Source organism: Nocardia sp. NPDC056100, assembly GCF_042266325.1.
Lineage (GTDB): Bacteria > Actinomycetota > Actinomycetes > Mycobacteriales > Mycobacteriaceae > Nocardia.
Map to the genome: position 1 here is coordinate 276282 of NZ_JBHJVY010000006.1, position 19367 is coordinate 295648.

Consider the following 19367-nt stretch of genomic DNA (forward strand, 5'->3'; position numbering starts at 1 on the left):
CCCAATAGCGTGATTGGAGTTCCCGGCGCCTCCCCGAGACTGACGCCGGGACGATTCTTATCGTCCCCTCAGACTTGCCGCGAGGATAGGGCAGGTGCCGGGGTTGTCCGCCGATGTCCTATGCGTCCGACCCCGACTCGCCGCGAAATGCGGAATTCCCTTATTCCAGTTCGCCTTCGGTTTCCAGATAGACCTCGCGCAGTCGCTCCAGGGTATCGGCTTCCGGCTGCTCCCAGAGCTTTCGCTCGGCGGCTTCCAGCAAACGCTCCGCAATACCGTGCAGCGCCCACGGATTCGACTGCTCCATGAACTTCCGATTCACATCGTCGAATACATAGGATTCCGCGAGCTTTTCGTACATCCAGTCCGCGACCACATTCGTGGTGGCGTCATAGCCGAAGAGATAGTCGACGGTCGCCGCCATTTCGAACGCGCCCTTGTAACCGTGCCGGCGCATCGCCTCGAGCCAGCGCGGATTCACCACGCGCGCCCGGAATACCCGCGCGGTCTCCTCGGACAGCGTGCGGGTGCGCACCGCATCGGGACGGGTGCTGTCACCGATATAGGCTTCCGGGTTCTTACCGGTGAGCGCGCGCACCGCGGCGACCATACCGCCGTGATACTGGAAGTAATCGTCGGAGTCGGCGATATCGTGTTCGCGGGTGTCGGTGTTCTTGGCCGCCACCGCGATTCGGCGATACGCGATGCGCATATCGTCTGCCGCCGGAACCCCGTCCAGCTCGCGGCCGTACGCGAAACCGCCCCAGGCCGTGTACACCTGGGCCAGATCGTCATCGGTGCGCCAGCTCTTGGAATCGATGAGCTGGAGCAGGCCCGCACCGTAGGTGCCCGGCTTGGAACCGAAGATGCGGGTGGTGGCGCGGCGCTCATCGCCGTGCGCGGCCAGATCCGACTGGGCATGCGCGCGAACGTAATTCGACTCCGCGGGCTCATCCAGCCCGGCCGCCAGGCGCACCGCGTCGTCGAGCAGCGCCAGCACATGCGGGAACGCGTCGCGGAAGAAGCCGCTGATGCGCACGGTCACATCGATGCGCGGCCGGCCCAGTTCCTCGAGCCCGATGGCCTCCAGCTTGGTGACGCGACGGCTGGCCTCATCCCAGACCGGCCGCACACCCAGCAGTGCGAACACCTCGGCGATGTCATCGCCGGAGGTGCGCATGGCCGAGGTGCCCCAGACCGAAAGGCCAACGGAGCGCGGGTATTCGCCGTGATCGGCCAGGTAGCGCGCCAGCAGCGATTCCGCCATGGCCTGCCCGGTCTCCCAGGCCAGCCGGGACGGCACGGCCTTGGGATCGACGGAGTAGAAGTTGCGCCCGGTGGGCAGCACATTGATGAGCCCGCGCAGCGGCGAACCACTCGGCCCGGCCGGAATGAAGCCGCCGTTCAGCGCGTGCAGAATGCGCGCGATCTCGACGCCGGTCTGCCGCAGGCGCGGAACCACCTCTGTCGCAGCGAATCCCAGCACCCGGCGCACTGCGTCACGTGGCGATTCCGGGGTCGCGCTCGAATCACCCTGCGGTGCGGTGGATCCCGCCGCATCGGACGCGGGCTCAGCGCCCGCGTCCGCATCGGGGACCAAGCTCTCGGTAATGGCGTCGATCGCCTGGACGTCCCAGTCGGCCTCCTGCATTGCCGAGACCAGTTCGCGCGCAAGGGTTTCGAACGTGTCGACGCGCTCGCGGGATTCATCGCCCGCTTCGCTCAGGCCCAGCGCCTCGCGCAGGCCCGGCACATTGGTCTCGCCGCCCCAGAGCTGGCGGGCGCGCAGCATGGCCAGCACCAGGTCGACCTCGGCCTCACCGGCGGGCGCCTGCCCGAGAATGTGCAGGCCGTCGCGGATCTGCACATCCTTGATCTCGCACAGCCAGCCGTCGACGTGCAGCAGCATGTCATCGAAGACGTCCTCGTCCGGCCGCTCGGCCAGTCCGAGGTCGTGGTCCATCTTGGCCGCGCGCATGAGCGTCCAGATCTGCTGGCGAATGGCAGGCAGCTTGGCCGGATCCAGGGTGGAGATATTGGCGTGCTCGTCGAGCAGCTGTTCCAAACGCGAGATATCGCCGTAGGTTTCGGCGCGCGCCATCGGCGGGATCAGATGGTCGACCAGGGTGGCGTGGGCGCGGCGTTTGGCCTGGGTGCCCTCGCCCGGATCGTTCACCAGGAACGGGTAGATCAGCGGCAGATCGCCGAGCGCGGCATCGGTACCGCAGGAGGCGGACATGCCCAGGGTCTTGCCCGGCAGCCATTCCAGATTGCCGTGCTTACCCAGATGCACCATGGCGTCGGCGGCGAAACCGTCCGGGGCGGCGAGCCAGCGGTAGGCGGCCAGATAGTGGTGCGAGGGCGGCAGATCCGGATCGTGGTAGATGGCGACCGGGTTCTCGCCGAAACCGCGCGGCGGCTGCACGATGATCACCACATTGCCGAATCGCATTGCGGCGATGACGATCTCACCCTTGGGATCGGCGGAGCGATCCACGTACAACTCGCCCGGGGCCGCTCCCCACGCCTCTTCCACGCCCTCGCGCAGATCCTCGGGGAGCTGCGCGAACCACGCGCCGTAGGTGTCGGCCCCGATCCGAATCGGGTTGCCCTCCAGCTGTTCCGCGGTCAGCCAGTCCGGGTCCTGACCACCGGCGGCGATGAGCGCGTGGATCAGCGCGTCGCCGTCTCCCTCCTCCAGGCCCGGGATCTCGCCCGGTTCGCCGAGGTAGTAACCGGCGGAACGCAATTCGTTCAGCAGGCGCAACGCACTGGCCGGGGTGTCCAGGCCGACCGCGTTGCCGATGCGGGCGTGCTTGGTCGGGTACGCCGACAGCACGATCGCAATATGCTTGTCGGAGTTGGGAATATGGCGCAGTCGCGCGTACCGCACCGCGATGCCCGCCACGCGTGCGGCACGCTCGGGATCGGGCACATAGGTGGAGAGCCCGTCGGCGTCGAACTCCTTGAACGAGAACGGCACCGTAATGATGCGCCCGTCGAATTCCGGCACCGCCACCTGGGTCGCGACATCCAGCGGGGACAGCCCGTCGTCATTGGCCTCCCACTGCGCGCGCCCGCTGGTGAGGCAGAGTCCCTGCAGGATCGGCACATCCAGATCGGCGAGCGCGCCCACATCCCAGGCTTCGTCATCGCCACCGGCGGACGCGGTCGCGGGCTTGGTGCCACCGGCGGCGAGCACGGTCACCACCAGGGCGTCGGCCGTGCGCAGGGCGGCGAGCAGCTCCGGCTCGGCGGTGCGCAGTGAGGCGCAGTACACCGGCAGCGCGCGAGCGCCCTTGTCCTCGATGGCCGAGCACAGTGCGTCGATGTAGCCGGTGTTCCCCGCCAGATGCTGTGCCCGGTAGTACACGACGGCGACCGTCGGCGCACCCTCGGCAACCGGTCGCGAATCCCGTTCCAGCTCACCCCAGCTGGGCAGTTCCACCGGCGGTTCGAAGCCGTGCCCGGTGAGCAGGACGGTATCGGACAGGAAGTTGTGCAGCTGCAGCAGGTTCGCGGGCCCACCGGCGGCGAGATAGTTGTGCGCGTCGGCGGCGACACCGCCGGGCACGGTCGAGCACTCCATCAGCTCGGCGTCGGGGGCGATCTCACCGCCGAGGGCGACCAGCGGAATACCGCTGGCGCGCACCGTGTCCAGACCCTCCTCCCAGGCCCGCTTACCGCCGAGGATGCGCACGATCACCAGATCCGCGCCCTCCAGCAGGCCGGGCAGATCCTCGGGCAGGATGCGCGCCGGATTGGCGAGCCGATACGCGGCGCCGCTGGCGCGCGCGCTCAGCAGATCGGTATCGGACGTGGACAGCAGCAGAATCACAGTGGTTTCAGCCTTCCTCGGGTGACGCGCCCAGCACGGTGTGGCGCTCGACGGGAAGGTCTGACTGTCACAGTGGCGCGACCGCACCGGAATTGCACCGGTTTCTTCCGTCCGACGAGCTCGCCGATGCTATCGCGCCCGGATCACAGTGCGGCAAAGCCCGGTCCGCCATACTGTTCCGCTATCACCGCCGCGCGTACGCTGCCGGTATGCCAATCACACCGGGATGGGTCAGGCGGAATCGCTTTGCTGCCTGGTCAGGATACTTTTGCACACTGGTTGCGTTCGCAACGCTGGCAATGGCTTTGACCGCCGCCGGCAGTGGCCACACGCAGTACGCGATGCTCGCGGGCATTATCTGCGCGGGCACCATCCTGTTCGGGATCACGTTGATCACCACCACGGTGCGACGCGATCACCAGGACCACCACAATGTCCCCAACCTCCTGCAGGACACCTGGGAACTCTCCCCCGCGTTCGCGACTCGCCGCGGCGCACCGAAATCGATCGAACCCCACCAGGCGGGCTGACCGCCCGTCCCGACACCCGCTCACCGCGGCAGGCAATGCATCGGCCTCATAACGCGCCCGATCTCGCCGCCGCGGTGAGCTCGTCGTGTTACCACCTGGACACGGCGGGTGTCGTCGGCCGCCCGCGCCGCTCGTCGTAGGCTTGTGTTGCCATGAGCCGAACAGATCCCGACTCCTGCCCGGGAGTGTTGCGCCTGCACGATGCCGCCGACGGGCCACTCGCGCGGATTCGCGTACCCGGCGGACAGCTCACGCCGGAACAGATGCAGACCCTGGCCGAGGCCGCGCGCGAATTGGCCGACGGCAATATCGAACTCACCTCGCGTGGCAATGTGCAATTGCGGCAGGTCCGCGATGCGGCGGCGCTGGAGGAACGGCTCACTGCGGCGGGGCTGCTGCCGAGCGCCTCGCATGAGCGGGTTCGCAATATCATCGCCTCGCCGTTGGCCGGGCGCGTCGGCGGCTGGGCGGATGTGCATCCGCTGGTACCGGCGCTCGATGCCGGATTACAAGCCGATGCGCGGCTGGCGGAACTGCCGGGGCGCGTGCTGTTCACCCTCGATGACGGTCGCGGCGATGTGAGCGGACTCGGCGGGGATATCGGCGTGCACGCGGTCGACGAGAACAGCTTCGCGCTGCTGCTCGCGGGTGCGGACAGTGGGATTCGGGTGACCGCCGACGATGCGGTCGAGCTGATGCTCGCCGCCGCACACGGATTCCTCGAACTGCGTGACGGTCAGTGGCGGTTGCACGAGATCCCCGACGGTGTCACCCAGCTGACCGAACACCTGCACACCAGCCGCCCCGGGCTGGAGACCAGCACCTCCGGCGTGGAAGTGACCGGCCACCATGACATTCCGATCGGCTGGCTGACCCAGGCCGATAATCGCGTCGCCCTCGGCGCGGGCGTGCGACTGGGCTCGCTGCCCGCGCGCACCGCCGAATTCATCGCCGCGATCGAACACCCCATCCTGATCACACCGTGGCGCAGCCTGGTCATCGCCGATCTGGACGAGTGGACCGCCGAACAGGTGGTGCGGGTGCTCGCCCCGATGGGCCTGATCTTCGACGCCAACTCCCCCTGGCTGCTGGCCAGCGCCTGCGCGGGCGCGCCCGGCTGCGCGAAATCGCTCACCGATGTGCGCGCCGATGTGGCCGAAGCGGTCGAATCCGGGCGCGTAGTCCCTTCCGGCGCACCGCAATTCGCGCAGGAGGGTCTCGACGCCGAGGAGGTCGTCGCCTCCGGCCGCCAGCACTGGTCCGGCTGCGATCGCCGCTGCGGCCGACCGCGCGGCGCGGTCACCGATGTCATCGCCACCCCCGACGGCTACCGCATCGACCCCGCCGACTGACATCCGATCGCACGTCCCGCCTCGCTCCGGCCGACAATGGATTGTTCGGGAACCTCGGATTGTTGATCGGCGCATAGGGAGCGCGCGGGAGGTCGGCATGACTGTTTCGAAGATGAGCGATGACGAGATCGCCGCCATGTCCGATCATGAGCGGCGCGAGCTCATCGCACGATTACAACCCGCCGGGCGCGGACTGCCACGGCCCGAGGTGGTGCGGATTCACCGCCGCATCCGCCTCACGCTCATGGTCGGCGGCTCACTGATCCTGATCCCCTGGATCGTCTACCTCGCCATGACCCTGCCCGCCGACTATCACGCCCGCAATTGGTCGCTGACCTGGATCGGCTTCGACGTGCTGCTGGTGATCATGATGAGCGCCACCGCCTACCTGGGCTGGAAACGCCGGGTATTCCTGGTGCTGCCCGCCTTCGCCACCGGCATGCTGCTGCTGGTGGACGCCTGGTTCGATATCGTGACCGCCGCGCCCGGCGATATCTGGGTGTCGGTGGGCACGGCGCTCATCGGCGAGATTCCGCTGGCGATCCTGCAGATCACGGGTGCGCTCATGCTGCTGCGGTTCCTGGTGATCGCGCACCCGCTCAACAATCCGGCGGTCAGTCCGTGGAAGGCCGCACTGCCGTTCTGACCGAATGCTGTTCCAGCGTGCAGCATTTCACGCTGCCGCCCGCCTTGAGCAGTTCGGACAGCTCGATGCCGACGGGTTCGTAACCGCGCGCCCGCAGCTGCTCGGACAGTGCGACGGCCTTCTCGCTCAGGAATACGTGGTAGCCGTCGCAGACTCCATTGAGGCCCAGGACGTTCGCATCCTCCTCGGTGGCGATGATGGCATCGGGATACATTCCGGCGAGCAGGCGCGCGCTCTCACCGCTGAAGGCGGCCGGATAGTAGGCGATGGTGTCATCGAGGACCATGAGCGCGGTATCGAGGTGATAGAACCGCGGATCGATCAATTCCAGTGAGATGACCGGCAATTCGAAGAATTCCTGCACCTCTTCGTGCGCGGCGCGCGAGCTGCGAAAACCGGTGCCCGCCAAGATCTTATCGTGGGCGATGGCGAAATCGCCCTCCCCCTCATTGGTTTCGCGCGCGGCGCTGACCCGCGCGAAACGCTGTGCGGAGAGCCAGTCGTGATAGGCCGGGCCCTCGGCCGCGCGTTCGGGATTGGCGAAGCGGGCCGACAGCGCCCGATCCCCGATCACCAGACCACCATTGGCGGCGAAGACCATATCCGGCAGTGCGGGCACGCCGTCGATCACATCCACCGTGTGACCGTGGCGTTCGAAAGTGGCGCGCAGGTTCTCCCATTGCGCCAGCGCCAGGGCCCGGTCGACCGGGGCCGTGGTGTCCATCCAGGGGTTGATCGCGTAGTAGACGTCGAAATGATCGGGTCGGCACATCAGATACCGGCGCGGGGTGGGGCGGCGGGCGCCCGTGGGTTCCGGCGCGCGGAGCGTGGCTGCGGAGGTCAACGAGGCTCCTTCATGACTTGCGCGTACAAGCATTGATCACGAAGTTAAATGGCGTACCGTTGCGTCAGAAATAGCGAATCGTTGCGCAATTTCCACGGATGGCGGCGATTCGTTGCGTCGGAGCGAAAGGCGGACCGGTGGACGAGATCGATCGGCGCATTCTGGCCCACCTGCTCAAACAGGCCCGTGCCTCGTTCCAGGAGATCGGCGCGATCGTCGGACTCTCCGCGCCCGCGGTCAAACGCCGGGTGGACAAGATGGTCGCGGCCGGGCAGATCACCGGCTTCACCGCACTGGTCAATCCGGCCGCGCTGGGCTGGCGCACCGAGGCGTACGTCGAGGTCTACTACCGCGACAACATCTCCCCGGCCGAACTGCGCCGCAGCCTCGAACCCATCCCGCAGGTCATCGGCATCTGGACCATCGCCGGGGAAGCCGACGCCCTGGTGCACGTCATGGCCACCGATATGGCCGAAATCGAAGTCACCGTGGAACGCATCCGCGAGAACGCCCGCGTCGGCCGCACTCGCAGCAGCATCGTCATGTCCCGGCTACTGGAACGCCCGCGCACCTGAGTCGAACACCGGCGCAAGGACGCTGGCGGGCACGGCTTAGGGTGAACCCCATGTCCGACGTGCGTACCAGCTACCTCACCGACGGGGCCGAGATCTATCGGCGCTCGTTCGCCACGATTCGCGCAGAAGCGGATCTGGCGCGCTTTCCGGCGGATATTTCGCAGGTCGTGGTGCGGATGATTCACGCCTGCGGGCAGGTGGATCTGGCGGCGGACGTGGACTTCAGCAATGACGTGGTGAACCGGGCGCGGACCGCCATGCGGGCGGGTGCGCCCATCCTGTGCGATGCGAATATGGTCGCGTCCGGGGTGACGCGTAAGCGGCTGCCCGCCGATAACGAGGTGCTGTGCCTGCTCGGCGATCCGCGCGTGCCGGGACTCGCGGCGGAGCTGGGCAACACCAGATCGGTTGCGGCGCTGGAACTCCTGCGCGACCGCATGGACGGGGCCGTGATCGCCATCGGCAACGCGCCGACCGCGCTGTTCCATCTGCTGGACATGCTCGACTCCGGTGCGCCGAAACCCGCGGCGGTGATCGGCATTCCGGTCGGGTTCATCGGCGCGGCCGAATCCAAGCAGGCCCTGGCCGAATACGGTGATATCGAATTCCTCACCGTGCGGGGCCGGCGCGGCGGCAGCGCCATGACCGCCGCCGCCCTCAATGCGATTGCGAGCGAACAAGAATGAGCGGCAAGCTCTGGGGTGTCGGGCTCGGCCCCGGCGATCCGGAATTGGTGACGGTCAAGGCCGCGCGGATCATCGGCGCGGCCGATGTCATCGCCTTCCACAGCGCCAGGCACGGGCGCAGCATCTCGCGCGCCATCGCCGCACCGTATATGCGGGCGGGACAGCTCGAGGAACACCTGGTCTACCCGGTGACCACCGAGACCACCGATCATCCCGGCGGCTATCAGGGCGCGATCGACGAGTTCTACGAGAGCGCCGCCGCGCGGCTGGCCGAACACCTGGCCGCCGGGCGCACGGTCGCACTGCTGGCCGCGGGAGATCCGTTCTTCTACAGCTCTTTCCAGCACATGCACCGCCGCCTGGCGGACCGCTTCGAATCCGAGATCATCCCCGGCGTCACCTCGGTCAGCGCCGCCTCCGCCGCCCTGGGCACACCCCTGGTCGAAGGCGAACAAGTCCTCTCGGTCCTGCCCGGCACCATGCCGGTCGAAGAGCTCACCGAACGCCTGCGCACCGCCGACGCCGCCGCCATCATGAAGCTCGGCCGCACCTATCCGAATGTGCGCCAAGCCCTTTCGGACGCCGGTCGCCTCGACGACGCCTACTACGTGGAACGCGCCAGCTCCACCCGCCAGCGCGTGCTGCGCGCCGCCGACGTGGATGAGAGCAGCGTCCCCTACTTCGCGATCACCGTCGTCCCCGGACCCACACCACAAACGCGGATCGCGCTGACGGACAACGTTTCCAGCGCTGCCGAGAGTGACCGCGACACAGGTCGGACTGCTCGCACCGCCACCGTGCCCGCGACATCGCATGAACCCGCCGAGGTAGCCGCGGTGCTCGATCTCGACGCTGCCGCGACGACCGGCGGCGGATCGACCTCCGATCCCGCTGTTACACCGGGTGATTCGCGCGGCGAAGTGGTTGTGGTCGGGCTCGGGCCCGGCGCGGCGGAGTGGACCACGCCGGAGGTGACGCGGGCGCTGGCCGAGGCCACCGATATCGTCGGGTACGCGACGTATGTGAATCGGGTGCCGGAGCGGGCGGGGCAGCGGCGGCACTCCAGCGATAACAAGGTCGAATCCGAGCGCGCGGCAATGGCTTTGGATCTGGCCAAGGCCGGGCATAAGGTCGTCGTGGTTTCGGGCGGCGATCCCGGGGTATTCGCCATGGCGGCGGCGGTGGTCGAGGAATCGGCCGATCCGCAGTGGCGCGATGTGCCGGTGCGGGTGCTGCCCGGGGTGACCGCGGCCAGTGCGGTGGCGAGCCGGATGGGCGCGCCGCTGGGCCACGATTTCGCCATGCTCTCGCTCTCGGATCGGCTCAAGCCGTGGGAGGTGGTGGCCGGGCGGATCGCCGCGGTGGCCGCCGCGGATATGGCGTTCGCCGTCTACAACCCGGCGTCCTCGCAGCGCACCTGGCAGGTGGGCGCGATGCGGGATCTGGTGCTCGAGCATCGCAAGCCCGAGACGCCGGTGGTGATCGGGCGCGATGTGGGTGGTCCGACCGAGACCGTACGCGTGGTCACCCTGGGCGAATTGGACCCCGCCGAGGTGGATATGCGCACGTTATTGATCATCGGTGCGTCCACCACCACCGTGTTCGACGCGCCCGGAGGACCCCGGGTGTACACGTCCCGGCGATATGGGGACTAACATTCCATAGTGGAATGCAGGCTGGAAGGAGTGTAGTGGCAGAGGAAAAGACCCGGCGCCCGCTCAATTCGACGGCCGCATCGCTATTGGGCTTCCTACACCAGGGCGATATGTCCGGTTGGGATCTGGTCGCGCAGGCGCAGGACCGCATCGGCGATTTCTGGACCATCACCCAGAGCCAGGTGTACCGCGAGCTGGCGACCATGCATCAGCACGGCCTGGTCGAAAAGGGTGAGACCGGTGCCCGCGATCGCACCCCGTACCGCATCACCGAGGACGGCCGCGACGCCTTCGCCGAATGGATCGCCCGCGATCCGGGCGCCGAGACCATCCGGGTGCCGCTGCTGCTCACGCTGTCCTTCGGCGAATTCGTCGATCCGGTCCGGCTGGAGCGCATCATCGCCGCCAACCGGCCACTGCACGAACAGCGGCTCTCGGGCTACCTGTCCGGGCATGACGAACAGCAGATGTCGCCCTTCGAACGCGCGACACTGGATTTCGGCATCCGCTACGAACGCGCGGTGCTGGACTGGTTCGACCGGCTCCCGGAACTACTCGACCCGGCCAGCCGACTGTCCTGACCCGGCCTGCCGCAGCCATTCCCAGGCCGCGGCAACGGTTTCCACCCGCCGCGCCCCCGCGGGCAGCGGCGGGCGATCGATCATCAGCACCGGAATACCCAGGGCGCGAGCGGCGGTGAGCTTGGCCTCGGTCAACGCTCCCCCGCTGTCCTTGGTCACCATGACCTCGATGCGGCGATCCGCGAGCAGTGCCGTCTCGTCCTCGACGCTGAAAGGCCCACGCGCCAGCAGCAATTCATGCCGAGACGGCATCGCACCGTCCGGCGGGTCGATCGCGCGGACCAGAAACCATTGCGCCGATTCGGCGAAGGCGGCCACGCCCTGGCGGCCGATGGTCAGAAATACCCGATCACCCAGTCCGGCAACGGCTTCGGCCGCGGCACTCACATCCGGGACGCGAATCCACCTGTCCCCCGCCTCTTCCCGCCAGCTGGGGCGGCGCACATGCAGCACCGGCAACCCGGCGTCCGCGGCGGCCTGCGCGGCATTGGCGGTGATCCCCCCGGCGAACGGATGTGTGGCGTCGACAATGGCGTCGATCCCATTGTCCGCCAGCCACTCCCGCAGCCCGTCGACTCCCCCGAATCCCCCGACCCGCACCGCCCCGACGGGCAGTACGGGCTCGCGCACACGACCGGCGAGCGAAGACACGATATCGAATCCCCGCTCACCGGAAGCGATAGCGGCGAGTTCCCGGGCTTCCCGGGTCCCGCCCAGAATCAACGTTTTCAGGGTTGCCCCGTGAGAGCCGCGGAACCCGAATCGATCAGCGGCTGCCCACCGACCACCAGCAGGCCGATGATCGCGCCCGGGATCGCGCCGATACCGATGAAGATCAGACCGATGAGACCACCGATCAATCCGCCGATCGCCGCACGCTGCAATTCGGAGATGAACCAATCCACGCCGCTGATTTCCTTCGCGGACATGACCGGGGTGGCATCCGAGGTGAGCGTCAACTGCCGCCCATCCTGATCGATCGCGGCCGCCAGATCGATCTGCTTACCGGCCACCACACTGGACAAATTCACCCGAGTGAGGACCGCGCCATCCTTGTTCTGCAGCGCCACCGACTTCCCATCGGCGCTCATGCTGAACTGTCCGCCGGTCACCTGGGTAATGATGCCATTTCCGGCCTGCGCCAGATTCACCACATAGTCGACACCCTGCTGGCTGCCCTTCATCTGCGGCAAATCCTGCTGGTCCTGTACAGCCGGAGCCGGAGCCGCCGGAGCCGCATATCCGGTGCCCGCCGCGATCGTTGTCGCCGCCGCCGCAATGAATGCCGTCGCCACATACTTCGTGTACTTCATGAATCTCCCAATAGAGCTCTAACAGTCGGATCCGGCAACAGCCGGATCACCGCTGGCCACCCTACCGCCGACTCGCACACGTTTCATTCTGAATGCTTCGCTGTCCTGGTGAATTCCGGCGTGTACGCACCGCGCCGCCCGGACCCTTTGTTGCGCAGGCGGATACCGCCATCTACTATCGCCGTACGTACGTAGTAGTTAGGTTGCACGCTCCTCATCGGCACGCCCTCCTCCCCGATTCGGAAGACAGGAATGCGACCACCGAACTCCACGCGGACCTACGGTCAGTACTGCGGGCTGGCCCGCGCGCTCGACATCATCGGCGAACGCTGGAATCTGCTGATCGTGCGCGAATTGCTCATCCGCCCAGCGCGATACAGCGATCTACACGCGGCGCTGCCCGGTATCGCGACGAACCTGCTCGCGGAGCGGCTGCGCGGGCTGGAGAGCGCGGGCGTGATCCGGCGCAGCCTCGAACCCGGGGTCAGAGGCGTCAGCTATCGCCTCACCTCCTGGGGTGAAGAACTCCGCGGCACCGTCGATTCGCTGGTGACCTGGAGCGCGCCGCTGATGGCGTCGGGTCCGCAGCACGAAGAGACCTTTCGCACGCATTGGCTGGTGGTGGCCCTGCGCGCGCTGATGCAGGACAAACGAACCGAGACGCCGACCGTCGTGGGCGTGGAGGTCGACGGCACCCTGGTCGCGGTTCGCGTCGATGCGACCGGCACGCACGCGATGCTCGATCCCGATGAATATCCGGCGACGGTGTTCCACGGCGAGCCCGCCACGGTGCTGGGACTCGCTTCGGGGCAGCTCACCGTCCAGCAGGCCGCCGAAATCGGCGAACTGCGCGGGGACACACTCGAACTCGCCGCGGTGTTCAGCAGAGGCTGAACACCGCGCGCCCGGCCCTGTTGTCCCATACGGTGCGAAATCGACTGTGACGCGGGATCCAACCGGCCGTCGCCGATGCGTGGCGGCGACGGATGTGGGTAAGCGCCAAGTATGCAGCTTTTCGCCATTGTCGCCATCGCGTCACTGCCCCTGGTGGCGGTCCTACTTCTGATGATAAAACCGTCGGACTCGCTCCCACCGGATTCGTCCGATGCCCAGCCGCCCGCACAATCCGCAGCACCGGAATATCCGCGCGGCTGGTATCTCGACGAACTCTCCGGCAAGCCCCGGCTCAAATAACCGCGGCCACCTACAGCGGTTTGACGACCGACCACTGGGTGACCGGAAGCTGCGGACGCCACGCGGTGAATCCGCCGAGTGGTTCGGCACGATAGACCTGAAATTTGCGAAGCGCGCCACCGTATTCGGCGGCCAGCGCGGTCAATAGCGCATCGGATTCGACCGTCACGGAATTGGCGACCAGTCGACCGCCGCGCGATAGCCGATTCCAGCAGGCGTCGAACATTCCCTGCTGGGTCAGTCCGCCGCCCAGGAATATCGCATCCGGATCAGGCAGGTCCGCAAAGGAATCGGGGGCGGCACCGTGTACGTCGACGGCGGGAACGCCGAGGGCGGCCGCATTCTCGGTGATCTGCTTGCGACGGCTCTCGACCCGTTCGAAAGTGAGTGCGCGGCAGGCCGGATGGGTGCGGCACCATTCGATAGCGATCGTGCCCGAACCGCCGCCGATATCCCAGAGCAGCTCGCCGGGGACGGGAGCGAGAGCGGTCAGGGTCAGCGCGCGGATCTCGCACTTGGTAAGCTGGCCATCCCCGGCGTAGACCGCATCCGGGAGACCCGGCAACCGGGTCAGACGGGTCGCCGTCCGGTCGGCCACACAGTCGATGGCGACGATATTGAGTGGGTTTCCTGCCGCCCGTTGCCAATTCGCGGCGCTTGCGGCAGCCAGCAGTTCCTCCGGGCCGCCGAGCTGCTCCAGAACCGTCAGGTGGGAATCACCGAAACCGTTGCGGGACAGCATCTCCGCCAACCGGGCCGGGGTGTGCTCATCCTCGCTCAGCACGAGAATCTTGCGGCCAGCCGATAACTCGGGAAGTACGGTCTCCAAGCGGCGGCCGACGACGCTCACCACCGGGGTCTGCGCCAGACTCCAGCCGAGCCGGGCGCAGGCCAGCGAGGCCGAGGAGGGCTGCGGCAGCACCCGCAGGGCCGCGGCGCCGACCAGCCGCTCCAGCGTCACCCCGATGCCGTAGAACATGGGATCACCACTCGCCAGTACGCAAACCCGCAGGCCCGCATGCTGATTCAGCAGGCCGGGCAGGGCGGGAACCAGCGGGGACGGCCAGGCCACGCGCTCGGCCACGCATTCGGAATCGGGTATCAGGGCCAGTTGACGGGGCGAGCCGAACAGCACCTGGGCGTCGGCGACGGCGCGGCGCGCGGGGCCGCCGAGACCGTCCCAGCCGTCCGCGCCGATACCCGCGACCACGATCGGGCGCTCCGCGGGCCAGGACACCGGGCGGGTCATCGCGGCATCCGCCGCCAGATCGACTGCGGCACAAAGTGCATGGCCATGAACATGAGTTTGATGGTGCGCGGCACGCTCACCACGCGCGAGCGCCGGTACAGCGCGGAGACCACGGCGTCCGCGACCTGATCGGGGGTGCTGGACAGCGGAGCCGGATCCATGCCCGCGGTCATGCGGCCGATGACGAAGCCTGAGCGCACCAGCAGCAGGTGAACCCCGGTGCCGTACAACGCATCCTGGAGACCGGTGACGAAACCGTCCAGACCCGCCTTGGCCGAACCGTAGACGTAGTTGGCGCGCCGCGTCCGCACGCCCGCGATCGAGCTGAACGCCACGATCTGCCCATTTCCCTGCGCGCGCAACAGATTCGCCAGACTGGTGAGCACACTCACCTGCGCCACATAGTCGGTCTGCACCACCGCGACCGCATGCGCCGGATCATGTTCCGCGCGTGCCTGATCACCCAGCACCCCGAACGCCAGCACCGTCACCCCGAGCGGTCCGTGCTCGGCCGTGACCTTCTCCAACAGCGATTGATGACTCGCGAAATCATCGGCGTCGAACTCCACGCAATGCACTTCGGCCGCCCCCGACCTGCCCATTTCGGCCCGCTGCGGTCCCAGGTCATCGGCCCGGCGCGCCGCCAGCACCACCACCCGCCCCGGAGCCAGCCGCCGCGCCACCTCGAGCCCGATCTCACTGCGCCCACCCAGCAACAACACGACGCCCGCATCGGCATCCCGCGAACCCATTCCCATGGCGAACAGTCTGCCATTCGCCCCGCCCGCACCGGCGCGCCGAGGTGGCCGACCCGCAACGACCAACACCAGGTCCAGGCCCCGCACGGCGCATCGCGCACGCCACGCACGGGCATCGGTCGGGGGTTGCTAGCGTTCTGCGCATGCCGACCACGTCAACCAGCCCCGAACTCTCGCCCGCCGCCATCGAATTCGTGACCGAGCGACACCTCGCCACCCTCACCACGTTGCGCGCCGACGGGACCCCGCACGTGGTCGCGGTCGGATTCACCTGGGATCCGGAGGCCGGGATCGCGCGCATCATCACCGATGGCGGGTCGATGAAGGTGCGCAATGTGCGGCGCGGCGGCTATGCGGCGGTGAGCCAGGTGGACGGCGCTCGCTGGCTGACCCTGGAGGGTCCGGCGACGGTGCTCGACGCGCCCGCCGATGTCGCTGCGGCGGAAGTGCGCTACGCCGGTCGCTACCGTCAGCCGCGCGAGAACCCGACGCGCGTGGTCATCGCCATCGCCGTGCGGCGCGTACTGTCCAGCAGCGGCTTCAAGCCCGGAGCGGCTCAGCGCTGAGACCGGTATCGGCGGGAATCGTCCCGGAAACAACCGAGCTCCGCGAAACAGGTCGCGGAGCTCGGTGAAACCTCTTGCGGTACGGCGCTTTACAGGCGGGTGAGGCCGTGCGGGCGCTTGTTCACCGATTCGCAGCCGTCGGCGGTCACGACCACGATGTCCTCGATGCGGGCTCCCCATTCCCCGGCGAAGTAGATGCCCGGTTCGATGCTGAAGGCCATGCCCTCTTCGAGCACGAGATCATTGCCCGCGACGATGTACGGCTCCTCGTGCACGGACAGGCCGATGCCGTGGCCGGTGCGGTGCACGAAGAATTCGGCCAGTTCGGCGGCGGCGAGCAGATCGCGGGCGGCGGCATCGACCGATTCGGCGGTGACACCCGGCCGCACCGCGGCGACGGCTGCGGCCTGCGCGCGCTCGAGCACCGCGAACTGTTCGGCGATCTCCTCGGACGGCTCACCCAGCACATAGGTGCGGGTGGAATCGGAGAAATAGCCGGGTTCGACGGGGCCGCCGATATCGATGACCACCACGTCACCGTCCTCGATCACGCGATCGGAGACCTCGTGATGCGGGTCCGCGCCATGCGGGCCGCTACCGACGATCACGAACGCGGCGCGGGTATGGCCCTCGGCGATGATGGCGGCGGTGATATCCGCGGCGACCTCGGCCTCGGTGCGCCCGGCGCGCAGGAACTCACCCATGCGGGCGTGCACCCGATCGATGGCCGCGCCCGCGCGACGCAGCGCGTCGATCTCGCTGGGGTCCTTGAGCATTCGCAATTCGCGCAGCACCGGCGTGGCCGAGACCGGCAGCGTGCCGAGCCGATCGGTGATCGGCAGCAAATGCAGCGCGGGCATATTGTCATCGACGGCGGTGCGGGCACCGGCATTGAGAATGGACTTCACCAGCCCGTGCGAATCGACGCCGTCCACCCAGTCCACGATCCGCAGACCCAGCTCGGCGACCGCGGACGGCCCCAGCGCCGCCAACTCCAGTTTGGGGATCACCACGGACGGCGTCTCACCCGAGGCGGGCACCACCAGGCAGGTCAACCGCTCATGCGACTGCGCCCGGGACCCGATCAGATATTGCAGATCCGGCCCGGGGGTGATGAGCAGTGCGTCCAGATGGGCGGCCCGCGTCAGCTCCGCCGCCCGCTCCAGCCGCGCCCCGTAGACGTCCGCTCCGAATCGTGTCTCGTCATGAGAGCTCATAGCCCCCGACGTTACCCGGTACCCCCGACAGCCCGGGCAAGGTCATCGCGGTGGATCCGCGAACAGACCGCGTCCGCCTCGAATCATCCAGCGCCGCGATCGATTCCGATCACCGTCAGTCCATCGCGCGACTCGGGGCCGGCCATCGCGCAGCTCGACGCAAGCCATCGCACGACTCGAGCCCGGCCAGCACTCGGTTCGAAGTCAGCCATCGCACGGTTCATGGTGAGCAGTCGCACGGCAGAGTTCCGTGCGCGATGACGGCCACATTCTTCGTCGCGCGACCTGCGTGATCGCCGAGAATCACGACCAATCGGGCAACCCCTGCGCGGACCGCCGTGATCGTCAGCGCATGCTTGGCAAATGAGCCTTTCCGTCTACGCCTATGTTCTCGACGAGAACCGCGCCTGGCAACTGCTCGACCCGCCGACACCGGGCGGCGAACTTGCCGGGTTCGAACGCTGGCGTACGACCGTCTGGGGCTCCACCGCCGTGCTGGCCTTGGGCGCGTACTACTTTCCCGTCCTGGCGCGCGGCGACCTCACCGTCCTCCCGCACGCGGTCCCGGAATTCCTCGACGAATGCGCGCTGCTGCGTGCGCATCTGGACGCGATCGCGGCACAGGCCGACGACTCCCATCCCCGCGAAGTGCACACCGAACGCATCGCCGCGCGCCTGACCCATATCGAAGCCGCCGCGGCCCGCGCCCTGGAAGTCGGCGGCGGCGTCCTGATCTGGTAACGCGCTCACGTCACGTCGTGCCGTGCCGCGCGGTGTCGGGGGTGCGCGGTAGCGTTTGGCGTTATGAGCGCTCCCGCCACCGGTCCCCTGCTGCTGCTCGACGGCGCCAGTCTCTGGTTCCGCGCCTTCTACGCGATTCCGGAGAAGATCACCGCGCCGGACGGGCAACCGGTGAACGCGGTGCGCGGGTTCACCGATATGGTCGCGGCGCTGGTCAAACAGCATGCGCCGAGCCGACTGGTGGTATGCCTGGATCTGGATTGGCGGCCCAAGTTCCGGGTCGATCTGATTCCGTCGTACAAGGCGCACCGGGTCGCGGAGGAACAGCCCGCGGACGCCATCGACGCTGTGGCGGAAGAGGTTCCGGACACGTTGACCCCACAGGTGGACATGATCATGGCCGTGCTGGAGGCCGCCGGGATCGCGACCGCGGGCGCGGAGGGGCTGGAGGCCGACGATGTGATCGGCACGCTGGCCACGGTGGAGCGCGATAGCGAGGTGATCGTGGTGAGCGGCGATCGCGATCTGCTGCAACTGGTTCGCGATACCCCGGCTCCCCCGGTGCGGGTGTTCTATGTCGGGCGCGGTCTGTCCAAGGCCGAACTCTGGGGTCCCGCCGAGGTTTCGGCGAAATACGGTGTGCCGGAAGAGAACGCGGGCCCGCTGTACGCCGATATGGCGACTCTGCGCGGTGACGCCTCGGACGGTCTGCCCGGTGTCGCGGGCATCGGCGATAAATCCGCCGCCCAGCTCGTCTCCAAATTCGGTTCGATCGAATCGCTGCGCGCCGCGGCCGCCGATCCGGACTCCGATATGGCCAAGGGCGTGCGCGCCAAACTCGTTGCCGCGGAAGACTATTTGAAGGCCGCCGCACCCGTTGTGCGGGTGGTCCAGGATGCCACGGTCGAGTTCTCCAAGCCGGATATTCTCCCCCGTGAACCCGCGAATCCCGAAGAGCTGCAAGCCCTCGCGGTCGCGTACAACGCCGAGAGCCCGGTCAAGCGCCTCATCACGGCCATGGCCAAGCGCTGAAGCACGCTGCCCGGCCGATGGCCGGGCTCCGGCTCACATCGGCCAGGTCTCCGGCTTACCGTTCAGATCGGTGATCACGGCCTGCCGAAAACGATTGCCCTGCACATCGGTCAGCGTGATGTGCGTGGGCCCGGTGGCGACACCGCCCTGCGCGCAATTGGGTACGCAGGTCCGCCGGGACTGGGTGCCGTCGCCCTCGGCGGTATTCGGCCCCCAACTGGACCAGGTGATGTCCTTGACCCACAGCCCGCCGTCACCGCAGGCGAGCAGGACGTTCGAGGGCCGCTGCACCGCTTGATCGGCGGTGCGGGTGCAGTCGTAGACCACCGGATCGGGTCCCGCGGCATTGACGACGACGGCGGGGGCGAAGGCGGCGGCCAGCGCCGCGATCGAGGTCACGGTCCAACCGGCTTTGCGCGCAGCGTTTTTCATCATCACGCCCCCCACACTCCTATCGGCTAACACGATCTTGTGGCCACTGTACTCCCGATATCCCTCCCGCTCACCCCGGACAGTCCCTTCCAGCGCATTCACCGCAACCGCCCCCGGAAATGACGAAACCCGGGGCGAAACGCTCTCGCCCCGGGTTG

20 protein-coding genes are annotated in these 19367 nt (G+C 67.7%); 12 read left to right on the forward strand and 8 right to left on the reverse strand.

All coding sequences use genetic code 11. The features are described 5' to 3' along the window. Positions 1-160: 160 nt before the first annotated feature. Positions 161-3838 (reverse strand): cobaltochelatase subunit CobN, encoded by a 3678-nt coding sequence (cobN, locus tag ACFC0O_RS40370; RefSeq protein WP_375967489.1) that lies wholly within the window; start codon positions 3836-3838, stop codon positions 161-163. Between the two features lie 299 nt (positions 3839-4137). Between cobN and ACFC0O_RS40375 the strand changes: the two genes are divergently transcribed. The 3 genes from ACFC0O_RS40375 (at position 4138) to ACFC0O_RS40385 (ending at position 6366) form a co-directional block, all read left to right on the forward strand. Then, the gene (locus tag ACFC0O_RS40375) at positions 4138-4368 is read left to right on the forward strand and encodes a hypothetical protein (RefSeq protein ID WP_364634055.1); all 231 of its coding nucleotides are present in this window, start codon (positions 4138-4140) and stop codon (positions 4366-4368) included. Between the two features lie 152 nt (positions 4369-4520). Beyond that, a complete protein-coding gene (cobG, locus tag ACFC0O_RS40380; RefSeq protein WP_375967491.1) occupies positions 4521-5720 on the forward strand; it encodes a precorrin-3B synthase in 1200 nt (399 codons plus the stop codon). Positions 5721-5817: 97 nt separating this feature from the next. Then, entirely contained in the window at positions 5818-6366 is a 549-nt protein-coding gene (locus ACFC0O_RS40385; RefSeq protein ID WP_375967492.1) for a hypothetical protein, read from the forward strand. Here the strand turns inward: ACFC0O_RS40385 and ddaH are convergent. Beyond that, complete coding sequence (ddaH, locus tag ACFC0O_RS40390) at positions 6335-7210, reverse strand: dimethylargininase (RefSeq protein WP_375967494.1); 876 nt, start codon at positions 7208-7210, stop codon at positions 6335-6337. The two genes, ACFC0O_RS40385 and ddaH, sit on opposite strands and share 32 nt — an antisense overlap. 137 nt (positions 7211-7347) lie before the next feature. Here ddaH and ACFC0O_RS40395 point away from each other — a divergent pair, with 137 nt between their 5' ends. Genes ACFC0O_RS40395 through ACFC0O_RS40410 form a run of 4 tightly spaced genes read left to right on the forward strand, consistent with a single transcriptional unit; the run spans position 7348 to position 10707 of the window. Then, positions 7348-7785, forward strand: a complete 438-nt coding sequence (locus ACFC0O_RS40395; RefSeq protein ID WP_364634048.1) for an Lrp/AsnC family transcriptional regulator — start codon at positions 7348-7350, stop codon at positions 7783-7785. A gap of 50 nt (positions 7786-7835) precedes the next feature. Then, positions 7836-8471 carry a precorrin-8X methylmutase gene (locus ACFC0O_RS40400; RefSeq protein ID WP_364634046.1) on the forward strand — a complete coding sequence of 212 codons (636 nt, stop codon included), beginning with the start codon at positions 7836-7838 and terminating at the stop codon, positions 8469-8471. Beyond that, a complete protein-coding gene (gene cobJ, locus ACFC0O_RS40405; protein WP_375967496.1) occupies positions 8468-10126 on the forward strand; it encodes a precorrin-3B C(17)-methyltransferase in 1659 nt (552 codons plus the stop codon). Before ACFC0O_RS40400 ends, cobJ begins: the two co-directional genes overlap by 4 nt. A 35-nt stretch (positions 10127-10161) precedes the next feature. Continuing rightward, complete coding sequence (locus tag ACFC0O_RS40410) at positions 10162-10707, forward strand: PadR family transcriptional regulator (protein WP_375967498.1); 546 nt, start codon at positions 10162-10164, stop codon at positions 10705-10707. Here ACFC0O_RS40410 and ACFC0O_RS40415 read toward each other — a convergent pair. Further along, complete coding sequence (locus ACFC0O_RS40415; RefSeq protein ID WP_375967769.1) at positions 10678-11439, reverse strand: cobalt-precorrin-6A reductase; 762 nt, start codon at positions 11437-11439, stop codon at positions 10678-10680. The two genes, ACFC0O_RS40410 and ACFC0O_RS40415, sit on opposite strands and share 30 nt — an antisense overlap. Further along, positions 11436-12020 (reverse strand): hypothetical protein, encoded by a 585-nt coding sequence (locus tag ACFC0O_RS40420; RefSeq protein WP_375967500.1) that lies wholly within the window; start codon positions 12018-12020, stop codon positions 11436-11438. Before ACFC0O_RS40420 ends, ACFC0O_RS40415 begins: the two co-directional genes overlap by 4 nt. Positions 12021-12272: 252 nt before the next feature. Here ACFC0O_RS40420 and ACFC0O_RS40425 point away from each other — a divergent pair, with 252 nt between their 5' ends. Further along, a complete protein-coding gene (locus ACFC0O_RS40425) occupies positions 12273-12914 on the forward strand; it encodes a winged helix-turn-helix transcriptional regulator (protein WP_375967502.1) in 642 nt (213 codons plus the stop codon). Between the two features lie 111 nt (positions 12915-13025). Next, positions 13026-13214 carry a hypothetical protein gene (locus ACFC0O_RS40430; protein ID WP_375967504.1) on the forward strand — a complete coding sequence of 63 codons (189 nt, stop codon included), beginning with the start codon at positions 13026-13028 and terminating at the stop codon, positions 13212-13214. A gap of 10 nt (positions 13215-13224) precedes the next feature. Here the strand turns inward: ACFC0O_RS40430 and cbiE are convergent, their stop codons facing one another. Together cbiE and ACFC0O_RS40440 are read right to left on the reverse strand one after the other, a co-directional pair. After that, a complete protein-coding gene (gene cbiE, locus ACFC0O_RS40435; RefSeq protein ID WP_375967505.1) occupies positions 13225-14463 on the reverse strand; it encodes a precorrin-6y C5,15-methyltransferase (decarboxylating) subunit CbiE in 1239 nt (412 codons plus the stop codon). Next, a complete protein-coding gene (locus tag ACFC0O_RS40440) occupies positions 14460-15215 on the reverse strand; it encodes an SDR family NAD(P)-dependent oxidoreductase (RefSeq protein ID WP_375967771.1) in 756 nt (251 codons plus the stop codon). Before ACFC0O_RS40440 ends, cbiE begins: the two co-directional genes overlap by 4 nt. Before the next feature lie 149 nt (positions 15216-15364). On the opposite strand from ACFC0O_RS40440, the gene ACFC0O_RS40445 reads away from it, so the two are divergent. Further along, positions 15365-15787, forward strand: a complete 423-nt coding sequence (locus ACFC0O_RS40445) for a PPOX class F420-dependent oxidoreductase (RefSeq protein WP_364634033.1) — start codon at positions 15365-15367, stop codon at positions 15785-15787. Positions 15788-15876: 89 nt separating this feature from the next. On the opposite strand, the gene ACFC0O_RS40450 is transcribed toward ACFC0O_RS40445, so the two are convergent. Next, complete coding sequence (locus tag ACFC0O_RS40450) at positions 15877-17004, reverse strand: M24 family metallopeptidase (protein ID WP_375967506.1); 1128 nt, start codon at positions 17002-17004, stop codon at positions 15877-15879. Positions 17005-17367: 363 nt separating this feature from the next. On the opposite strand from ACFC0O_RS40450, the gene ACFC0O_RS40455 reads away from it, so the two are divergent. After that, a complete protein-coding gene (locus tag ACFC0O_RS40455; RefSeq protein ID WP_375967508.1) occupies positions 17368-17745 on the forward strand; it encodes a hypothetical protein in 378 nt (125 codons plus the stop codon). A 63-nt stretch (positions 17746-17808) separates the two neighbouring features. Then, a complete protein-coding gene (locus ACFC0O_RS40460) occupies positions 17809-18777 on the forward strand; it encodes a 5'-3' exonuclease H3TH domain-containing protein (protein WP_375967509.1) in 969 nt (322 codons plus the stop codon). Positions 18778-18810: 33 nt separating this feature from the next. Here ACFC0O_RS40460 and ACFC0O_RS40465 read toward each other — a convergent pair whose 3' ends face one another. After that, a complete protein-coding gene (locus ACFC0O_RS40465) occupies positions 18811-19212 on the reverse strand; it encodes a hypothetical protein (RefSeq protein ID WP_375967511.1) in 402 nt (133 codons plus the stop codon). Positions 19213-19367: the final 155 nt, after the last annotated feature.

Bases quoted from the DNA above. Each gene is read 5' to 3' on its own strand.
- ACFC0O_RS40375 (WP_364634055.1), top strand. From the start codon at position 4,138: ATGGCTTTGACCGCCGCCGGCAGTGGCCACACGCAGTACGCGATGCTC.
- cobG (WP_375967491.1), top strand. From the start codon at position 4,521: ATGAGCCGAACAGATCCCGACTCCTGCCCGGGAGTGTTGCGCCTGCAC.
- ACFC0O_RS40385 (WP_375967492.1), top strand. From the start codon at position 5,818: ATGACTGTTTCGAAGATGAGCGATGACGAGATCGCCGCCATGTCCGAT.
- ACFC0O_RS40400 (WP_364634046.1), top strand. From the start codon at position 7,836: ATGTCCGACGTGCGTACCAGCTACCTCACCGACGGGGCCGAGATCTAT.
- cobJ (WP_375967496.1), top strand. From the start codon at position 8,468: ATGAGCGGCAAGCTCTGGGGTGTCGGGCTCGGCCCCGGCGATCCGGAA.
- ACFC0O_RS40420 (WP_375967500.1), bottom strand. From the start codon at position 12,020: ATGAAGTACACGAAGTATGTGGCGACGGCATTCATTGCGGCGGCGGCG.
- ACFC0O_RS40425 (WP_375967502.1), top strand. From the start codon at position 12,273: ATGCGACCACCGAACTCCACGCGGACCTACGGTCAGTACTGCGGGCTG.
- ACFC0O_RS40430 (WP_375967504.1), top strand. From the start codon at position 13,026: ATGCAGCTTTTCGCCATTGTCGCCATCGCGTCACTGCCCCTGGTGGCG.
- cbiE (WP_375967505.1), bottom strand. From the start codon at position 14,463: ATGACCCGCCCGGTGTCCTGGCCCGCGGAGCGCCCGATCGTGGTCGCG.
- ACFC0O_RS40440 (WP_375967771.1), bottom strand. From the start codon at position 15,215: ATGGGTTCGCGGGATGCCGATGCGGGCGTCGTGTTGTTGCTGGGTGGG.
- ACFC0O_RS40445 (WP_364634033.1), top strand. From the start codon at position 15,365: ATGCCGACCACGTCAACCAGCCCCGAACTCTCGCCCGCCGCCATCGAA.
- ACFC0O_RS40450 (WP_375967506.1), bottom strand. From the start codon at position 17,004: ATGAGCTCTCATGACGAGACACGATTCGGAGCGGACGTCTACGGGGCG.
- ACFC0O_RS40455 (WP_375967508.1), top strand. From the start codon at position 17,368: ATGAGCCTTTCCGTCTACGCCTATGTTCTCGACGAGAACCGCGCCTGG.
- ACFC0O_RS40460 (WP_375967509.1), top strand. From the start codon at position 17,809: ATGAGCGCTCCCGCCACCGGTCCCCTGCTGCTGCTCGACGGCGCCAGT.
- ACFC0O_RS40465 (WP_375967511.1), bottom strand. From the start codon at position 19,212: ATGATGAAAAACGCTGCGCGCAAAGCCGGTTGGACCGTGACCTCGATC.